The sequence below is a fragment of the Acinetobacter sp. 789_lipA genome, assembly GCF_058242845.1.
The window spans coordinates 1,258,626-1,273,736 of the sequence record NZ_JBZAYS010000001.1 but is presented as its reverse complement, the minus strand read 5'-3'; the positions used below and the strand labels follow the sequence as shown (position 1 = coordinate 1,273,736).

Here is a 15,111-nt window from a genome sequence, read left to right as displayed (position 1 = left end):
GGTGCTGTGGTTGTGTCGCGTGCAATTCAAACTGCCGATTTAGAATGGCAACAGATTGATGGCATAGATGTGCCAGTCTCAAAACAATTTGGCGATGTCTATTTTTCCAAGGACAATGGTCTACTCGAAACTCGCCATGTGTTTTTAAATGGTAATGATTTATCTGAGCGTCTGTCCAATCTTCAGCCCTTTGAATATTTTAGTGTTGGTGAAACAGGTTTTGGCACAGGGCTCAACATCTTGGCGCTTTGGCAACTTTGGCAACAGGTTCGCCCAAATAACCACAGCCACCTTCATGCCATTTCAGTTGAAAAATTTCCGCTGTCTAAAACTGATCTGATACGTGCACTCAATGTCTGGCCTGAACTCAAACCGATCGCCGATCAACTGATCGCACAGTACCCGCACCCGATTGCAGGTTGTCATCGCCTGAGCTTCCCTGAGGAACGTTTCAGCCTTGACCTTTGGTTAGGCGATGCTCACGATGTTTTCCCCAGTATGGCAAAAACCAGTCGCGTTAACGCATGGTTCCTCGATGGTTTCGCGCCTGCCTGTAACCCAGACATATGGGAAGAGCAAGTACTGAATCACATCGTTCGCCTATCTGGTATTGGAACTACATTTTCTTCATTTAGTGTCGCAGGCGTGCTCAAACGTGGTTTAACACAGCATGGTATTTCTATTTCACGTCCGCGTGGCTATAAGCATAAACGCGAAATGCTCAAAGCCATCTGGTTAGCTGCTGAGCCTGAAAACACATCAGACGCTGTAGATACCCAATCAGTATTGAATCAAAATCAACCTGATCAAGTACTACACGCTTTTAAACAACGCCAAATTGCTATCATTGGCGCAGGGATTGCAGGTTTAAGTAGTGCATGGGCCTTTGCTGAGCGCGGGCATGAAGTCACGCTCTACGACCAATCTGAGCCACTTGCAGGAGGTTCAGGCAATCCACTGGCCTTACTCAACCCCAAACTTTGTCCGATTGAACAAAGTCATGAACATTTAATGACCTTGGCTTGGCAACATGCTTTACAGCACTATCCCAAGTTTCAGGCTTTTCGCCCCATTCAAGTACATCAACTGGCGCTGAAAAAAGCCGAAGACTTACTCGATCTCGAACAACAATACCCTACGGGTCTTCTGATAGCCGAAACCGCTACTGATTCTGCGTTAATCACTGAATATCCCAGTCTGAATCTAACTGAAGCTGGCGCTGTCTCACCACATCAACTCAGAGATCAAATCTTAGCGCATCCGCTGATTCAGTTCGTACAAGCCAACATTACTCAAATCCATCCAGAGCACAATGAACTTTTCAATGAACAAGCCCAATCTTTAGGTCAGTTTGATCAGGTGATTGTCTGTTGTGCACGCCACACGGCTGCTTTCTTTGAGCAGTACCCTGTGCTGAAGCCCATTCGCGGACAAGTCAGTTGGGTGGAGAACACCGCACAACCTTTAACCCTCAATCAAGCTTATAGCTATGGCGGCTATTGTATGCAGCTTGATGCTCAACAACTCATCTTAGGTGCATCCTTCTATCCAAATCGAGATGACAGCGATGTTTTGCTTGAAGACCATGTGCATAACTACCAGCTTATCCACAGTGTCTTTCCACATTATGCACAATCGCTTCCAGATGTGACGACTTGGCAAGGCCGTGCATCCGTTCGCGCGCAAAGTTTGGACTATTTTCCAGTCCTTGGAAAAATGTCTGAACAGACTGAAATTTATAGCTTTGCGGGCTTGGGCTCTAAAGGCTTTTTGTTTGCACCTTTATGTAGTGAAATTTTAGCGGCGCAGATACTGAAAGAGGCCTGCCCCGTTCCTGAGTCACTGCTACAAAAGCTCAGTCCGACCCGATTCCATAAAAAGCTCAAAGCCAAAAAGCCTTATTTTAAAGCGCAGTCTTAGTTCTGCTTATGACTCAAGTACAGCATATAGAGCTATAAATAGAGAAATGTAAATTTCTAAGACATTAAAAAAGCGCCTGACGGCGCTTTTTTTGCTTCTGCTTAATTACTTTGTTCTAAGGCTAAACCAGCATCACGAGCAGCACGGGTACCCCCCATTAAAATCACATACTCACGCGCACTGTCAAAACCTTCGAGTAACTCTGCAGCACGTGGCGCTTTACTACCGCCACCACATAAAATGTAAATCGGTTGATCCGTCGACACTTGAGTAAGGCTCTGTGCTGAAAGTTCTGTGATTGGCTGATTAATCGCCCCTTTCACGTGTGCTTCAGCATAAGCACTTGAATCGCGTACATCCCAGATGATCGCATCCTCTGGGAACTCAAATGTTGTAATTTCTTGTTTACGGATCATTGCGCACTCCTTTGATGTAAACAACACTTGGCAAATGAAGAAAACATCCCTAGCATCTCAGATATTCTTTCCATTTGTAAAGGTTTAATCCATGCCATCTTTTGATATTGTTTCAGAATTAGAAATTTTTGAAGTAAATCATGCCGTTCAGAACACCCAAAAGGAAATCGCAACCCGTTTCGACTTCCGTGGTCAGGACGTTTCAATTGAACTCAATGAAAAAAACAAAGAAATCAAAATTTCAACTGAAAGTGATTTCCAGTGTGAACAAGTGTACACCATGTTAGAGAACCATTTCTTTAAACGTAAAGTCGATATTCAAGCGCTTGATCCACAAAAAATGACTGCTTCAGGTAAAAATGTACTTCAAGTGGTGAAATTAAAAGACGGACTTGACTCAGATACCGCAAAAAAAATTAACAAGGCCATTAAAGAAAGCGGCATTAAAGTGCAATCTTCAATTCAAGGCGACAAAATTCGTGTGACTGATAAAAAGCGCGATACATTACAGCAAGTAATGACCTTTTTAAAAGAACAACAATTTGGTCTGCCTTTACAGTTCAATAACTTTAAAGACTAATACTCTTGTTTGATCATTTGAGGTAACTATGCCAAAGGCCAATCGCTTATCAAAACTTGTAAAAACCACGTCACGCTTGCCGAAAGCGTTGCGTACGCGATTATGGAGTCAAGCTTTTGGTCGCATAGTTCCCATGGTCGGCAGTGCCAATATTCGTTATTTGCAAGTCAGTCACAGCGAAGTCGTAGTCAAAATCGAAAATCACCGTGCCATGCAAAACCATATTGGTCAGCTGCATGCCTGTGCCATGGCCTTAATTGCTGAAACGGCAACAGGTTTTGTAACAGGGATGAATGTGCCTGATCATTGCATCGTTCTGATTAAAAGCATGCACGTTGACTTTAAACGTCCAAGTAAAGGTGCCATGACAGCGACAGCCACCTTAACACCAGAACAGCAGCAGTTGATGCAAACCACCGCCAGAGGTGAAACTTTAGTTTCTGTGACAGTGATGGATGAATCGGGTGAAGCACCTGTTCAATGTGAAATGTTATGGGCATGGCTCGACAAAGCATCATTAAAAAAGTAAAAATGTAAATATAACTTACTGTTTAGTAAGTATAAAATTTACAACATTACGCTAAAGCTGCGACTAAAATTTACTATATCTTTACTTCGACTCAGCTCAAAATCATGCTACATAACATGAATATTTGAGCTGACCTGATGAAAAAAGACTAATTTTAGCGACTGCCTTATTTTCTTTGGGGCTGGTGGCCTGCCAACAGCACAATCCCGCCAATACATCGGCTTCAACAACGCCGGGTCACCATTCTGCCTCTGCCCTGACCGAACAAAATAAAAAAATTGTGGTGGACTTTTATGAAGGCGTTTTTAGCAAGCATCAGGTTCAAACCTATTCTGACCGCTATATTGGTACACAATACATTCAACATAATCCCTATGTTGCAGACGGCAAAGCGCCTTTTGTAAACTATTTCACCCAGTATTTTAAAGAACACCCACAAGCAAAAAGTACCATCAAGCGTGTCGTAGCCGAAGGTGATTTGGTGGTGCTCCATGTACATTCCACTCAAAATGCACAAGATCGTGGTGAGGCCGTTGTCGATATTTTCCGCGTCGAACAAGGCAAAATTGTAGAACATTGGGATGTGATACAAAGCATTCCCGCGGAGTCCGCCAACCGCAATACTATGTTTTAATCCATCGGACTGCATGGAATAGCAAAAAAAACCAGTGATTACACTGGCTTTTTTTTGCAGACCAACTCAAGCTTTAGTTGGATTGGCTCGCCAAAAACTTTTCTTTAACATCCGCTGGAATCTGACGCTTATTGCCTTTGACATCAACTGCAACAAAGGTAAATACACCTTCAGTCACACGTACAGGTGGACGTGAACTGTCATGGCTATCCCACACTTCAATTTCCATCTGAATAGACGTATTGCCTACTTTTAAAATTTTAGTATAACAACTAATCACGTCCCCGACTTTGACAGGGACCAAGAACGTCATCTGATTAATTGAAATCGTTGCACAACGCCCTTTACTAAAGCGTTCTGCGTGAATTGCGCCGGCCAAATCCATTTGTGACACAATCCAACCACCAAACACATCTCCACTCCAGTTGGTATCAGCTGGCATTGCAATCGTTTGAAGAGATAGCATCCCTTCTGGTTTCACATGAATCTCTGACACGTTGACTCCAATTTTCGTTATGACTGGGCTTGCAACTGTTGATCTAACCATTGTTGCAATTGTGGCGCACGGAGCGCGCCGCTTATTCTAGCAATTTCAGTAGTTTTATTCATTAAAACTAAGGTTGGAATACTTCGCACATTAAAGGCACTACTTAATCGTGGAGATTCTTCGGTATTAATTTTGGCAAAAATCACTTGTGGATTTTGTTTCGCCACTTCAGCAAAGTGCGGAGCCATCATTTTACATGGACCACACCACTCTGCCCATAAATCAATAAATACAGGCAAATCGCTATGGCTAATGAACTGGCTAAAATTCTGCTCATTCAATTCAATCGGTGCCGCAGGTAAAAGCGCTGCGTGGCATTGACCACAACTCGGATTAGCATTCAGCTTCTCTTCAGGGACACGATTTTTTGCCATACAGGTCGGACAGACGATAATCATTTAGTTGACTCCAATATGTTGATGTAAGAATTCTAATTGGGTCGAAATGGCTTTTTCAAACCAACTGGCATGATAAATATCAAAATGCTGCATCTCCCATTCATGATATTGAACAAAAGGGGCAATATTGGTAGCTGCTTCACGACTGGATTCAATCGGAATTAAACTATCATGCTTGGCGGCAATGAAAAGTACAGGAATATTAATTTGTCTGACATTTTGAATCGGACGATAACGAATTAAATTAAAAAATAATCGGGCAGGTATCTCACCACTCCAATAATAATCAGGATTAATAATCGAACGATAACCCAAATACGCATCTTGCGTCGGTAAAAAACATAACTCTCGTGGATTAACCACAGGTAAAGTGGTCGGGGACATCCCCACTTTCCCCCCCATATAATCTTGGCTGGACAGCTTTAACGCTTTCGGGAGTTGCTGTAACGGGTAAAGCTTGGCACTTTCAGCACCATCGACAAAAGGCACTTGCGCCATCACCGCCTGAACATTTTTGAACTCTGCAGCAATATCGAGTACATATCCACCGCTGAGTGCCGTCCCCCACAGCACGATCCGTCGACTATCGATCGACTTACGTTCTTTGAGGTGGTTAATCATGGTGCGCCAGTCTTCGAGCTGCTTTTTAATCGACACCAGCTCTCTTGGGCGCCCCGTACTCCCGCCCCAATAACGGTAGTCAAATAACACGACTGCATAACCCGCTTGTGCAAAACGCTGCGCAAATTGGATTAGTTTGAATTGGCGCAGCCCAGCCAAGCCATGGGCCATCACAATCACTGCTGGTTTTTCTTCGGTTTTCGGACGATAAAAATCCGCAGCAATGACCTCTTGGCCACTTTTGACATATAGTGGTTCAACGGTATAGGCGTGCATACCTGCTCCATTGCGTTATTTTATGGTTGTAATCGCTTATAAATATTTCAACAGCATAGGCTGAACTTTCAGCTTAATGCTATCATAAAGCATATCTCGATTAGTTTAATTTTGGAGTGACAGCATGAGCGAAAATGTAGGCTTTGCAGGTCAAATTGGCCCAGAACATTTGGTTCAAGTGGTTGAAAAAGGGTTTAAATCTGTGATCAATAACCGCCCAGATATGGAAGGTGGCGCAGAACAACCGACCAGCGCTCAAATTGAAGAAGCAGCACGTGTTGCAGGCCTCGATTATGTCTATCAACCTGTGGTTGCAGGGCAAATCACAGAAATGGATGTACGCACTTTTGCCAATCATTTCAATGAGCTACCAAAACCTATTTTAATGTTCTGCCGTACTGGTAATCGTTCAAACAACTTATACCAACTGGCGAAACAAATGGACCTGTTAGATGACTAAACGGTTGTTTAAAAGTGTCATCTGCACTGCTCTGATTTTAACAAGCAGTGCATTATGGGCGGCAACGAATAACCTGAGTCAAGCACTCAGCCCACAGCTCAGTATTTCAGGGGAAATGACCCAAGATAAGTTTCAACAATTGATGAAACAAGGCTTTAAGTCGGTCATAGTCAATCGACCAGATCAAGAACAAGGTAATACCGTTCGCGTTGATCAACTGCGTAATATTGCGGAACAGTCCAAAGTCAGCGTAATTTACCAACCGGTTACCAGCAGTAAAATTTCTGAAACAGATGTGGTCGAATTTGCTAAATATTATAATGAATTGCCCAAGCCTATTTTAATGGTCTGTAAGAGTGGTGCTCGCTCTAGTCTGCTGTTCAATCAGGCAAAACAACGAGGATTACTCCATGAATAAACTGTTGCTGCTTTTACTCTGCTGTACCTTAATGACAGCATGTAGCTCAATGAATGTCCGTCCTACCGTTGGGGTAAGCGTTGGCACTGGCTTATAAGTCAAATGAAAGTGAATACGGCATCTAGTGCCGTTTTTTTTACAAAATATAATCATCTACAGCCCTGAATATGTTAACTATAGAGTATGTCTCGCTTAGATAAACGTTTGCTTATGTATGATCTGATTATTATTGGGGCTGGAACTGCGGGTATCGCAGCCTACCAACAAGCCGTGAAGTCCACACAAAATCTATTAATCATTAATGATGGGCCATGGGACACCACTTGTGCACGTGTCGGCTGCATGCCGTCAAAAGTGCTAATTTCTACAGCAAATCGCATGCATGATATTCAACATGCGGATCGTGTGGGATTGCAAGTAGAGTCAAAAATAGACCGCAGTCAGGTCATGCAACACGTACAAAAACTCCGTGATCGCTTTACTCATAGTACCCTTAAAACCGTAGAGAGCTGGCCTGAGTCCCATAAAATTCAGGGCCGTGCTCGCTTTCTCGATTCAAAAACAGTCGAAGTTAATGGGCAACACTACCAAGCCAAAAGCTTTATTTTAGCTGTAGGCTCCACCCCTAGCTTTGACCCAGCATGGAAGGATGAACTCGGTGATCGGCTCATCACCTCCGATCAAATCTTTGAATTAAATGCTTTACCCAATTCTTTAGCGGTCGTTGGTAGTGGTGTCATCGCGATTGAACTTGCCCAAGCCATGCAACGACTTGGGGTCAAGACCACCGTGTTTGCACGCAGCCGTAAAGTCGGTGTTCTCACCAGTCCGAAATTACAGCTGTTGGCACAAACAGAAATTAGCACCGAACTTGAGATCAACTTCGAAGTTTTACCCACAGAGGTTAAGTATATAAATAATCAAGTTGAACTTAGGTTTACTGAAAATGGTCAGTCTAAAACACTCAACGTTGATTACTTACTGGTTGCCACAGGACGAAGTAGTCTTTTAAATACCCTTAAACTCGAAAATATCGATACCTCATTCACGGACTTAAAACATTTACCTGTTGATTCTGAGACCAAACAACTTGCAGACTACCCGATTTTTATCATTGGCGATGCATATACTGATACTCCACTACAACATGAAGCCGCACACGAAGGTAAAGTTTCGGTAAAAAATGCATTGAACTTTCCCACTATAGAATCATGCAAAACTCTAACGCCTTTAGGCATCGTGTTTAGTAGTCCGGAAATGGCAATGGTTGGACAAAACTTTAAGCAACTACAAAGTGCACCTATCAATTTTGTCATCGGCGAAGTCTCTTATGTCAAACAAGGACGTGCATTAGTTTTAGGTAAAAACCATGGGGCCATCGAGGTTTATGTGGATAAAAGCAGCCGTAAGCTACTAGGTGCTGAATTACTCACAGACTCTACTGAACATTTGGCCCATTTACTGGCGTGGATGATTTCAGAAAAACTGACCGTCGATGAAATTTTGGAAAAACCATTTTATCACCCAACTATTGAAGAAGGTTTAAGAACAGCATTAAAGCATGCACGCCGACAGCTAGATACGATACCTAAACTGCGAAATTCATGATGCATGTTCTTTTAATAAGATTTTCTGTGTGCAATTAAATGATTTCATCAAATAAGATATAAAAGCCAGCAAATGCTGGCTTTTTACTATTTAGGCCCTTATAGATAGCTTATTTCCAGCTCTTTTCATCTAATTCTCTTCTTTCCCACTTAATAATTCTTTATTTATATTATTTAGGGTCTGTTGACATTTACTGTTCATAATTAACCCTATAAAGGTAGCCATAAAAATATACAGGCTAAAGCAACAGAACTTTGATAATTTCTTTTGAGCTTGTCATATCGAGTAGCTATTTCTCTAAATAGCTTTAATCTACAAAACATATTTTCAACTAAATGCCTGATTTTATATAAATACCAGTCCATATGGTCATTGTTGATTGGCTATTTGTTTTCTTTGGTATATTCGCTTTAGTCCCTGTTTTCCTGATCTGTTCACGCAGTGGTTCTGAATCATAGCCTTTATCTGCACATACCACTTTTGTCTCTTTTAAATCTAATGTTGATATTAAATCAGGTGCAACTTTAACATCATGTGTGGTTCCATCGGTAATCATGAAATCAATAGGATTGCCATGTGCATCAACAATCAAATGTATTTTTGAGGAGTTTCCTCCTACACTTTTAGAAATAGATTGATTCGCTATGCCGGCAGAATGTTGATGAGCACGTACATGAGAGCCATCAATAAAAATCCACTCCATATCGGGGCATGAGGCTAGTAATTTGAATAATCTAAGTAACTTACCGCTGCTTGACCAACGATTAAAACGTTTGAAAATAGAGTTTGAATGACCAAAACAACAAGGAATATCTCGCCACGGACAGCCTGTTCTAATTCTATAGAGAATAGCTTCAATAAAATTGCGTAAATTTGAGTTGTGGTGAATGGATAAATTACGCAGAATAACTTTCAACTTTTGCCAGTGTTGATCTGTCAGCATGGTACGAGGCATAGCGAATAGTAAAATTGGGTTTGGCGATTTGATTTTACTACTTCGCTATTTTTTTAAGCTAAAAGTGTCAACACACCCTAATATATTCAGCATAAAAAAATCCCCCTCTGCTTTAAGCGGAGGGGGATTTAGAATTAATGAGCTGGCGATGACTTACTCTCACATGGATAACTCCACACTACCATCAGCGCTAAGAGGTTTCACTTCTGAGTTCGGGAAGGGATCAGGTGGTTCACTCTTGCTATTGTCGCCAGCACAACTGTTTATGACTATTCGTTGGGTCTAACCTCAGAGCAGTGCTCTTCGTGCCTAACTTTCATCAAATGAGTTATTAACAGGTATATTTGAGTTGATTTTAACATAAAGCATAGCTTTATGTCTTGCGCTCGGACAAACATAATTAATGTTTGTTTATTTCTCGCTCATGTATCTAGCTTTATAACTAAATCAAGTTGTTTGCAGTGATTTGAACCACAACACCAACTGTTTGGGTGTTGTATAGTCAAGCCTCACGAGCAATTAGTATTGGTCAGCTTCACATATCACTATGCTTCCACATCCAACCTATCAACGTCGTAGTCTTCAACGGCTCTTTAGAGGACATAAAGTCCTAGGGAAATCTTATCTTGAGGTAGGCTTCCCGCTTAGATGCTTTCAGCGGTTATCCCTTCCGAACATAGCTACCCGGCGATGCGACTGGCGTCACAACCGGTACACCAGAGGTTCGTCCACTCTGGTCCTCTCGTACTAGGAGCAGATCCTCTCAAATTTCCAACGCCCACGGTAGATAGGGACCGAACTGTCTCACGACGTTCTAAACCCAGCTCGCGTACCTCTTTAAATGGCGAACAGCCATACCCTTGGGACCTGCTTCAGCCCCAGGATGAGATGAGCCGACATCGAGGTGCCAAACACCGCCGTCGATATGAACTCTTGGGCGGTATCAGCCTGTTATCCCCAGAGTACCTTTTATCCGTTGAGCGATGGCCCTTCCATACAGAACCACCGGATCACTAAGACCTACTTTCGTACCTGCTCGACTTGTGGGTCTCGCAGTTAAGCGCGCTTTTGCCTTTATACTCTACGCGTGATTTCCGACCACGCTGAGCGCACCTTCGTACTCCTCCGTTACTCTTTAGGAGGAGACCGCCCCAGTCAAACTACCCACCAGACATGGTCCTCGTCCCGGATAACGGGACAGAGTTAGAACCTCAATATTACCAGGGTGGTATTTCAAGATTGGCTCCACCGAAACTAGCGTCTCGGTTTCAAAGCCTCCCACCTATCCTACACAAGTAAGATCAAAGTTCAATGTCAAGCTGCAGTAAAGGTTCACGGGGTCTTTCCGTCTAGCCGCGGGTACACCGCATCTTCACGGCGAATTCGATTTCACTGAGTCTCTGCTGGAGACAGCGCCCCCATCATTATGCCATTCGTGCAGGTCGGAACTTACCCGACAAGGAATTTCGCTACCTTAGGACCGTTATAGTTACGGCCGCCGTTTACTGGGGCTTCGATCAAGAGCTTCGCTTACGCTAACCCCATCAATTAACCTTCCAGCACCGGGCAGGCATCACACCCTATACGTCCACTTTCGTGTTTGCAGAGTGCTATGTTTTTAATAAACAGTTGCAGGGGCCTGGTTTCTGTGGCTGCCAATAGCTCAAGGAGTAAATCCTATCACCGTCGGCAGCGTACCTTCTCCCGAAGTTACGGTACCATTTTGCCTAGTTCCTTCAGCAGAGTTCTCTCAAGCGCTTTGGTCTACTCGACCTGACCACCTGTGTCGGTTTCGGGTACGATTCCTATGTAACTGAAGCTTAGAGACTTTTCCTGGAAGCATGGTATCAGCCACTTCACTGTACAAGTACAGCTTGCTATCAGTTCTCAGCATACAGTACCCCGGATTTGCCTAAGATACATGCCTACAACCTTCCACCTGGACAACCAACGCCAGGCTGACTTAACCTTCTCCGTCCTCTCATCGCATTACATAGAAGTATTGGAATATTAACCAATTTCCCATCGACTACGCCTCTCGGCCTCGCCTTAGGGGTCGACTCACCCAGCCCCGATTAACGTTGGACTGGAACCCTTGGTCTTTCAGCGTGCGAGTTTTTCACTCGCATTGTCGTTACTCACGTCAGCATTCGCACTTCTGATACCTCCAGCATACTTCTCAATACACCTTCATCGGCTTACAGAACGCTCCCCTACCACTTGCAATAAATTGCAAATCCGCAGCTTCGGCATATAGTTTTAGCCCCGTTACATCTTCCGCGCAGGCCGACTCGACTAGTGAGCTATTACGCTTTCTTTAAAGGGTGGCTGCTTCTAAGCCAACCTCCTAGCTGTCTATGCCTTCCCACATCGTTTCCCACTTAACTATAATTTTGGGGCCTTAGCTGGCGGTCTGGATTGTTTTCCTCTTGACTACGGACGTTAGCACCCGCAGTCTGTCTCCCGGATAGTACTCATTGGTATTCGGAGTTTGCATCGGTTTGGTAAGTCGGGATGACCCCCTAGCCGAAACAGTGCTCTACCCCCAATGGTATTCGTCCGAGGCGCTACCTAAATAGCTTTCGGGGAGAACCAGCTATCACCGAGTTTGATTAGCCTTTCACCCCTATCCACAAGTCATCCCCTGGCTTTTCAACGACAGTGGGTTCGGTCCTCCAGTTAGTGTTACCCAACCTTCAACCTGCTCATGGATAGATCACCCGGTTTCGGGTCTACACCCAGCAACTAAACGCCCTATTAAGACTCGATTTCTCTACGGCTCCCCTATGCGGTTAACCTTGCTACTGAATGTAAGTCGCTGACCCATTATACAAAAGGTACGCAGTCACCGAACATGTCGGCTCCCACTGCTTGTATGCATGCGGTTTCAGGATCTATTTCACTCCCCTCACAGGGGTTCTTTTCGCCTTTCCCTCACGGTACTGGTTCACTATCGGTCAGTCAGGAGTATTTAGCCTTGGAGGATGGTCCCCCCATATTCAGACAAGGTTTCACGTGCCCCGCCCTACTCGACATCATCATATCAGCCCTTTCGTGTACAGGACTATCACCCACTATGGTTGCACTTCCCAGAGCATTCCACTAAAACTGATATGACTTAATGGGCTTTTCCCCGTTCGCTCGCCGCTACTGAGGGAATCTCAATTGATTTCTTTTCCTAAGGGTACTGAGATGTTTCACTTCCCCTCGTTCGCCTCGTATGACTATGTATTCATCATACGATACCTGCCTTATGACAGGTGGGTTTCCCCATTCAGAAATCTCCGGATCACAGGATATTTGCCGCCTCCCCGGAGCTTATCGCAGGCTATTACGTCTTTCATCGCCTCTGACTGCCAAGGCATCCACCACATGCACTTAATTACTTGACTATACAACCCCAAACAGTCGTAGCACCTACAAGTAGTACTAGGACAGATCGATTGCTCGATCATACAGTTTGTTGCTCTGTGTACTTAAACACTGTACAGCTTCAATTCAATTCACATACCAAAACGCTTGATTCAGTTAATTTCGCTAGTAACTCATTTCATTCAACGTTAACAATTGCTTGTTAAGTTAACTAAAACGAGTATGAACAAATTATTTCAACTCAAATATATTCTGTTAATGATTTTTCCAGCCTTCGTCAGGTCAGGAAACTGTGATAAATCACAGAAGTTAATAAGTTATCTACTTACTAATTTCTGTAATCCAACCTATCTGCGCGAAGCATAGCTTCTTGCTTAAATTTCAAGGAAAAGCCTTAAAGCAGTGCTTTAAGTTTTCTTGTCTTGAAATTTGGTGGAGACTAGGAGAGTCGAACTCCTGACCTCCTGCGTGCAAAGCAGGCGCTCTACCAACTAAGCTAAGTCCCCAGCTTATCAATAAGTCAATGTCTCTGTTTTTCTGTATTCAGCATTTAACAATGCTTGTTAGTCAGATTTGGTGGGTCTGACAAGACTTGAACTTGTGACCCCACGCTTATCAAGCGTGTGCTCTAACCAACTGAGCTACAGACCCTCAGATACATCGTCATGAAGAACAACTTGTTGTGGATTCTTACCAATCGTCAATCTTTCGTTAAGGAGGTGATCCAGCCGCAGGTTCCCCTACGGCTACCTTGTTACGACTTCACCCCAGTCATCGGCCACACCGTGGTAAGCGTCCTCCTTGCGGTTAGACTACCTACTTCTGGTGCAACAAATTCCCATGGTGTGACGGGCGGTGTGTACAAGGCCCGGGAACGTATTCACCGCGGCATTCTGATCCGCGATTACTAGCGATTCCGACTTCATGGAGTCGAGTTGCAGACTCCAATCCGGACTACGATCGGCTTTTTGAGATTAGCATCCTATCGCTAGGTAGCAACCCTTTGTACCGACCATTGTAGCACGTGTGTAGCCCTGGTCGTAAGGGCCATGATGACTTGACGTCGTCCCCGCCTTCCTCCAGTTTGTCACTGGCAGTATCCTTAAAGTTCCCGGCTTAACCCGCTGGCAAATAAGGAAAAGGGTTGCGCTCGTTGCGGGACTTAACCCAACATCTCACGACACGAGCTGACGACAGCCATGCAGCACCTGTATGTAAGTTCCCGAAGGCACCAATCCATCTCTGGAAAGTTCTTACTATGTCAAGACCAGGTAAGGTTCTTCGCGTTGCATCGAATTAAACCACATGCTCCACCGCTTGTGCGGGCCCCCGTCAATTCATTTGAGTTTTAGTCTTGCGACCGTACTCCCCAGGCGGTCTACTTATCGCGTTAGCTGCGCCACTAAAGCCTCAAAGGCCCCAACGGCTAGTAGACATCGTTTACGGCATGGACTACCAGGGTATCTAATCCTGTTTGCTCCCCATGCTTTCGTACCTCAGCGTCAGTATTAGGCCAGATGGCTGCCTTCGCCATCGGTATTCCTCCAGATCTCTACGCATTTCACCGCTACACCTGGAATTCTACCATCCTCTCCCATACTCTAGCTTCCCAGTATCGAATGCAATTCCTAAGTTAAGCTCAGGGATTTCACATCCGACTTAAGAAGCCGCCTACGCACGCTTTACGCCCAGTAAATCCGATTAACGCTCGCACCCTCTGTATTACCGCGGCTGCTGGCACAGAGTTAGCCGGTGCTTATTCTGCGAGTAACGTCCACTATCCTAGAGTATTAATCCAAGTAGCCTCCTCCTCGCTTAAAGTGCTTTACAACCAAAAGGCCTTCTTCACACACGCGGCATGGCTGGATCAGGCTTTCGCCCATTGTCCAATATTCCCCACTGCTGCCTCCCGTAGGAGTCTGGGCCGTGTCTCAGTCCCAGTGTGGCGGATCATCCTCTCAGACCCGCTACAGATCGTCGCCTTGGTAGGCCTTTACCCCACCAACTAGCTAATCTGACTTAGGCTCATCTATTAGCGCAAGGTCCGAAGATCCCCTGCTTTCCCCCGTAGGGCGTATGCGGTATTAGCATTCCTTTCGGAATGTTGTCCCCCACTAATAGGCAGATTCCTAAGCATTACTCACCCGTCCGCCGCTAGGTCGTATAGCAAGCTATACTTCCCCGCTCGACTTGCATGTGTTAAGCCTGCCGCCAGCGTTCAATCTGAGCCATGATCAAACTCTTCAGTTAAAAATCATTAGTAGCTTATGGCTACAAATCTTGGCTCATCAATTTTCTGACAAATATTTCTCAAATAAACTTCGAGTAATTTTTACCATTCAATCAATGAAATATTTTCGATCGATCAATCAGTAAA

The 15,111-nt window shown here is 44.3% G+C and carries 11 protein-coding genes, 2 tRNA genes, 3 rRNA genes and 1 pseudogene; 7 read left to right on the top strand and 10 right to left on the bottom strand.

Annotated elements, in window-relative coordinates; translation table 11 throughout:
- Nucleotides 1-6: 6 nt before the first annotated feature.
- Nucleotides 7-1,920 carry a bifunctional tRNA (5-methylaminomethyl-2-thiouridine)(34)-methyltransferase MnmC2/FAD-dependent 5-carboxymethylaminomethyl-2-thiouridine(34) oxidoreductase MnmC1 gene (gene mnmC, locus AC4CUZ_RS06100; protein WP_490747380.1) on the top strand — a complete coding sequence of 638 codons (1,914 nt, stop codon included), beginning with the start codon at nt 7-9 and terminating at the stop codon, nt 1,918-1,920.
- Between the two features lie 101 nt (nt 1,921-2,021).
- On the opposite strand, the gene AC4CUZ_RS06095 is transcribed toward mnmC, so the two are convergent.
- Nucleotides 2,022-2,336, bottom strand: coding sequence for a rhodanese-like domain-containing protein (locus AC4CUZ_RS06095; RefSeq protein WP_004983438.1), 315 nt, complete (start codon nt 2,334-2,336; stop codon nt 2,022-2,024).
- Between the two features lie 91 nt (nt 2,337-2,427).
- Here AC4CUZ_RS06095 and AC4CUZ_RS06090 point away from each other — a divergent pair, with 91 nt between their 5' ends.
- From AC4CUZ_RS06090 to AC4CUZ_RS06080, 3 genes are all read left to right on the top strand, one after another.
- Nucleotides 2,428-2,916, top strand: a complete 489-nt coding sequence (locus AC4CUZ_RS06090) for a YajQ family cyclic di-GMP-binding protein (protein ID WP_004697619.1) — start codon at nt 2,428-2,430, stop codon at nt 2,914-2,916.
- Between the two features lie 28 nt (nt 2,917-2,944).
- On the top strand, nt 2,945-3,445 hold the full coding sequence (locus AC4CUZ_RS06085) for a DUF4442 domain-containing protein (RefSeq protein WP_078425653.1): 501 nt from the start codon (nt 2,945-2,947) through the stop codon (nt 3,443-3,445).
- 184 nt (nt 3,446-3,629) lie between these two features.
- Nucleotides 3,630-4,079, top strand: coding sequence for a nuclear transport factor 2 family protein (locus AC4CUZ_RS06080; RefSeq protein ID WP_490747379.1), 450 nt, complete (start codon nt 3,630-3,632; stop codon nt 4,077-4,079).
- Between the two features lie 73 nt (nt 4,080-4,152).
- Here the strand turns inward: AC4CUZ_RS06080 and AC4CUZ_RS06075 are convergent, their stop codons facing one another.
- From AC4CUZ_RS06075 to AC4CUZ_RS06065, 3 genes are read right to left on the bottom strand one after another with little or no spacing between them, the layout of a single operon-like run.
- Nucleotides 4,153-4,575, bottom strand: coding sequence for an acyl-CoA thioesterase (locus AC4CUZ_RS06075; protein ID WP_010327557.1), 423 nt, complete (start codon nt 4,573-4,575; stop codon nt 4,153-4,155).
- Between the two features lie 17 nt (nt 4,576-4,592).
- Nucleotides 4,593-5,024: a thioredoxin TrxC gene (gene trxC / locus AC4CUZ_RS06070; protein ID WP_201952554.1), complete on the bottom strand. Its 432-nt coding sequence runs from the start codon at nt 5,022-5,024 to the stop codon at nt 4,593-4,595.
- Nucleotides 5,025-5,921 (bottom strand): alpha/beta hydrolase, encoded by an 897-nt coding sequence (locus tag AC4CUZ_RS06065; protein ID WP_010327559.1) that lies wholly within the window; start codon nt 5,919-5,921, stop codon nt 5,025-5,027.
- A 124-nt stretch (nt 5,922-6,045) separates the two neighbouring features.
- Here AC4CUZ_RS06065 and AC4CUZ_RS06060 point away from each other — a divergent pair, with 124 nt between their 5' ends.
- From AC4CUZ_RS06060 to AC4CUZ_RS06050, 3 genes are all read left to right on the top strand, one after another.
- Nucleotides 6,046-6,381 (top strand): protein tyrosine phosphatase family protein, encoded by a 336-nt coding sequence (locus AC4CUZ_RS06060; protein WP_010327560.1) that lies wholly within the window; start codon nt 6,046-6,048, stop codon nt 6,379-6,381.
- Complete coding sequence (locus AC4CUZ_RS06055; RefSeq protein WP_201952559.1) at nt 6,374-6,799, top strand: protein tyrosine phosphatase family protein; 426 nt, start codon at nt 6,374-6,376, stop codon at nt 6,797-6,799. The genes AC4CUZ_RS06060 and AC4CUZ_RS06055 overlap by 8 nt, the downstream gene beginning before the upstream one ends.
- A 210-nt stretch (nt 6,800-7,009) precedes the next feature.
- A complete protein-coding gene (locus AC4CUZ_RS06050; RefSeq protein WP_279690409.1) occupies nt 7,010-8,407 on the top strand; it encodes a dihydrolipoyl dehydrogenase in 1,398 nt (465 codons plus the stop codon).
- Nucleotides 8,408-8,597: 190 nt separating this feature from the next.
- On the opposite strand, the pseudogene AC4CUZ_RS06045 reads toward AC4CUZ_RS06050, so the two are convergent.
- The 6 genes and pseudogenes from AC4CUZ_RS06045 to AC4CUZ_RS06020 form a co-directional block, all read right to left on the bottom strand.
- Nucleotides 8,598-9,362, bottom strand: a pseudogene (locus tag AC4CUZ_RS06045) (IS5-like element ISAba31 family transposase).
- 140 nt (nt 9,363-9,502) lie between these two features.
- A 5S ribosomal RNA gene (gene rrf, locus AC4CUZ_RS06040) occupies nt 9,503-9,617 on the bottom strand.
- 243 nt (nt 9,618-9,860) lie between these two features.
- Nucleotides 9,861-12,754: ribosomal RNA gene (locus AC4CUZ_RS06035) — 23S ribosomal RNA — on the bottom strand.
- Nucleotides 12,755-13,164: 410 nt separating this feature from the next.
- Nucleotides 13,165-13,240, bottom strand: a tRNA-Ala gene (locus AC4CUZ_RS06030).
- A 68-nt stretch (nt 13,241-13,308) separates the two neighbouring features.
- Nucleotides 13,309-13,385, bottom strand: a tRNA-Ile gene (locus tag AC4CUZ_RS06025).
- A gap of 61 nt (nt 13,386-13,446) precedes the next feature.
- Nucleotides 13,447-14,984: ribosomal RNA gene (locus AC4CUZ_RS06020) — 16S ribosomal RNA — on the bottom strand.
- Together the 16S, 23S and 5S rRNA genes with 2 tRNA genes alongside form the textbook arrangement of a ribosomal RNA operon.
- Nucleotides 14,985-15,111 lie beyond the last annotated feature (127 nt).

Coding starts and splice junctions, on each gene's coding strand:
- AC4CUZ_RS06095 (WP_004983438.1), bottom strand. CDS start 2,336: ATGATCCGTAAACAAGAAATTACAACATTTGAGTTCCCAGAGGATGCG.
- AC4CUZ_RS06090 (WP_004697619.1), top strand. CDS start 2,428: ATGCCATCTTTTGATATTGTTTCAGAATTAGAAATTTTTGAAGTAAAT.
- AC4CUZ_RS06085 (WP_078425653.1), top strand. CDS start 2,945: ATGCCAAAGGCCAATCGCTTATCAAAACTTGTAAAAACCACGTCACGC.
- trxC (WP_201952554.1), bottom strand. CDS start 5,024: ATGATTATCGTCTGTCCGACCTGTATGGCAAAAAATCGTGTCCCTGAA.
- AC4CUZ_RS06065 (WP_010327559.1), bottom strand. CDS start 5,921: ATGCACGCCTATACCGTTGAACCACTATATGTCAAAAGTGGCCAAGAG.
- AC4CUZ_RS06060 (WP_010327560.1), top strand. CDS start 6,046: ATGAGCGAAAATGTAGGCTTTGCAGGTCAAATTGGCCCAGAACATTTG.
- AC4CUZ_RS06055 (WP_201952559.1), top strand. CDS start 6,374: ATGACTAAACGGTTGTTTAAAAGTGTCATCTGCACTGCTCTGATTTTA.
- AC4CUZ_RS06050 (WP_279690409.1), top strand. CDS start 7,010: ATGTATGATCTGATTATTATTGGGGCTGGAACTGCGGGTATCGCAGCC.